2 rRNA genes are annotated in these 3528 nt (G+C 47.4%); both read left to right on the top strand.

What is annotated here, in order from left to right:
- The first annotated feature begins 240 nt into the window (after positions 1–240).
- Positions 241–3127 (top strand): 23S ribosomal RNA (locus KO527_RS04945).
- A gap of 137 nt (positions 3128–3264) precedes the next feature.
- Positions 3265–3379 (top strand): 5S ribosomal RNA (gene rrf, locus KO527_RS04940).
- Positions 3380–3528 lie beyond the last annotated feature (149 nt).

Below are 3528 nucleotides of genomic sequence, written 5' to 3'. Positions count from 1 at the left end.
TGCTCTTTAAAAATTTGGAAAGCTGATATAAAAATTCTTCAAACTTAGGTTTGAAAGAGTTTTCAAAAAGTAAAAGAAACGAATGATAGCAGTATCATTCATGCCAATTTATTGTTTACTTATTTATAAGTAATTAATGATTGGCATCTACTTTAGTATTCAAAACATTAACTTCTGGCGAAGTTAACTGTCACGAAATAATACAGCGCATTTTAGTTGTAAAACTATTTTGGGTTGTATGGTTAAGTGAATAAGCGTACACGGTGGATGCCTTGGCAGTTGGAGGCGATGAAGGACGTATTAACTTGCGATAAGCTAAGTCGAGCTAGTAAAAAGCACTTGAGACTTAGATTTCCGAATGGGGAAACCCACCTATTTATAGGTATCGTTAACTGAATACATAGGTTAACGAGGCGAACGCGGAGAACTGAAACATCTAAGTACCCGTAGGAACAGAAATCAACCGAGATTTCGAAAGTAGCGGCGAGCGAAATCGAAACAGCCCTTAAGCTTTATTGTAGTTAGTAGAATGCTCTGGAAAGTGCAACGATACAAGGTGATAGTCCTGTATATGAAAACTTATATAAAGTGAAATCGAGTAGGTCGGGACACGTGATATCCTGACTGAATATGGGGGGACCATCCTCCAAGGCTAAATACTCCCAACTGACCGATAGTGAACCAGTACCGTGAGGGAAAGGCGAAAAGAACCCCTGTGAGGGGAGTGAAATAGAACCTGAAACCGTGTACGTACAAGCAGTAGGAGCCTACTTGTTAGGTGACTGCGTACCTTTTGTATAATGGGTCAGCGACTTATATTTTGTAGCGAGGTTAACCGAATAGGGGAGCCGTAGGGAAACCGAGTCTTAACTGGGCGACTAGTTGCAGGGTATAGACCCGAAACCCGGTGATCTAGCCATGGGCAGGTTGAAGGTTGAGTAACATCAACTGGAGGACCGAACCCACTTACGTTGAAAAGTGAGGGGATGACTTGTGGCTAGGAGTGAAAGGCTAATCAAACCGGGAGATAGCTGGTTCTCCCCGAAATCTATTTAGGTAGAGCCTCGGATGAATACTGACGGGGGTAGAGCACTGTTTGGGCTAGGGGGTCATCCCGACTTACCAACCCCATGCAAACTCCGAATACCGTTAAGTAATATCCGGGAGACACACGGCGGGTGCTAACGTCCGTCGTGAAGAGGGAAACAACCCAGAGCGCCATCTAAGGTCCCAAAGTGTATGTTAAGTGGGAAACGATGTGGAAAGGCCCAGACAGCCAGGAGGTTGGCTTAGAAGCAGCCATCCTTTAAAGAAAGCGTAATAGCTCACTGGTCGAGTCGGTCTGCGCGGAAGATGTAACGGGGCTAAACATACCACCGAAGATGCGCCTGCGAACTTTGTTCGCGGGGTAGGGGAGCGTTCTGTAAGCCGTTGAAGGTGTACCGGGAGGTATGCTGGAGGTATCAGAAGTGCGAATGCTGACATGAGTAACGATAATGGGGGTGAAAAACCCCCACGCCGGAAGACCAAGGGTTCCTATCCCATGTTAATCAGGGTAGGGTGAGTCGACTCCTAAGGCGAGGCCGAAAGGCGTAGTCGATGGGAAACAGGTTAATATTCCTGTACTCACTATAAATGCGAAGGGGGGACGGAGCAGGCTAAACAAGCATGGCGTTGGTTGTCCATGTGAAAGTGCGTAGGCTGATGACTTAGGTAAATCCGGGTTATCGTTAAGGCTGAGACACGAGACGAGTCACTACGGTGATGAAGTTGTTGGTGCCATACTTCCAGGAAAAGCCTCTAAGCTTCAGTTTATAGAGAATCGTACCCCAAACCGACACAGGTGGTCAGGTAGAGAATACTAAGGCGCTTGAGAGAACTCGGGTGAAGGAACTAGGCAAAATTGTACCGTAACTTCGGGAGAAGGTACGCCAACATTAGGTGAAGCGCTTTACGTGTGGAGCTGAAGTTGGTCTCAGAAACTAGGTGGCTGGGACTGTTTATTAAAAACACAGCACTGTGCAAAATCGAAAGATGACGTATACGGTGTGACACCTGCCCGGTGCCGGAAGGTTAATTGATGGGGTTATCTTCGGAGAAGCTCTTGATCGAAGCCCCGGTAAACGGCGGCCGTAACTATAACGGTCCTAAGGTAGCGAAATTCCTTGTCGGGTAAGTTCCGACCTGCACGAATGGTGTAACCATGGCCACGCTGTCTCCACCCGAGACTCAGTGAAATTGAAATCGCAGTGAAGATGCTGTGTACCCGCGGCTAGACGGAAAGACCCCGTGAACCTTTACTACAGCTTGGCACTGAACATTGAACCTACATGTGTAGGATAGGTGGGAGACTTTGAAGTAGCGTCGCTAGATGTTATGGAGTCAACCTTGAAATACCACCCTTGTAGTTTTGATGTTCTAACGTAGGTCCCTAAGCGGGATTGCGGACAGTGCCTGGTGGGTAGTTTGACTGGGGCGGTCTCCTCCCAAAGAGTAACGGAGGAGCACGAAGGTTTGCTAAGTACGGTCGGACATCGTACGGTTAGTGTAATGGTAGAAGCAAGCTTAACTGCGAGACAGACACGTCGAGCAGGTACGAAAGTAGGTCATAGTGATCCGGTGGTTCTGAATGGAAGGGCCATCGCTCAACGGATAAAAGGTACTCCGGGGATAACAGGCTGATACCGCCCAAGAGTTCATATCGACGGCGGTGTTTGGCACCTCGATGTCGGCTCATCACATCCTGGGGCTGAAGTCGGTCCCAAGGGTATGGCTGTTCGCCATTTAAAGTGGTACGCGAGCTGGGTTTAGAACGTCGTGAGACAGTTCGGTCCCTATCTGCCGTGGGCGTTTGAGAATTGAGAGGGGTTGCTCCTAGTACGAGAGGACCGGAGTGAACGAACCGCTGGTGTTCGGGTTGTCATGCCAATGGCATTGCCCGGTAGCTACGTTCGGAACTGATAAGCGCTGAAAGCATCTAAGCGCGAAGCAGGCCTCGAGATGATTTCTCACTAGTGCTATAAGCACTCTGAAGGGCCGTTGGAGACTACAACGTTGATAGGCAAGGTGTGTAAGGGTTGTGAGGCCTTGAGCTAACTTGTACTAATTACCCGTGAGGCTTAACCATACAACGCCAAAGTGGTTTGTGTGTGATAGAAACAAGCAAGAAGTTAGTGTTAACTAAAGTAGAATACTTTTACGATATCTGTATCAGCAGACCGAATTTATTAAAGAACAAGAACAAAGCATAATCAACAGATTTTGCTTGGTGACAATAGCGTTTTGGACCCACCTGATCCCATGCCGAACTCAGAAGTGAAACGAAACAGCGCCGATGATAGTGTGGGGTTTCCCATGTGAAAGTAGGACATCGCCAGGCTCCTAATTAAAGAAAGCCGATACAGAAATGTATCGGCTTTTTTGTTTTGTGGGATTTAGAAATTATAGCAAGCAATTAGGGACGGCATTTCGCTGTACTGTAGATTGGTCAAGGCTTCAATCAAGCCCTGATGCAGATTTTGATCTGGC

It is taken from the genome of Pseudoalteromonas sp. C2R02, assembly GCF_018860845.1.
Lineage (GTDB): Bacteria > Pseudomonadota > Gammaproteobacteria > Enterobacterales > Alteromonadaceae > Pseudoalteromonas.
This window is presented reverse-complemented; position numbering and strand designations above follow the sequence as displayed.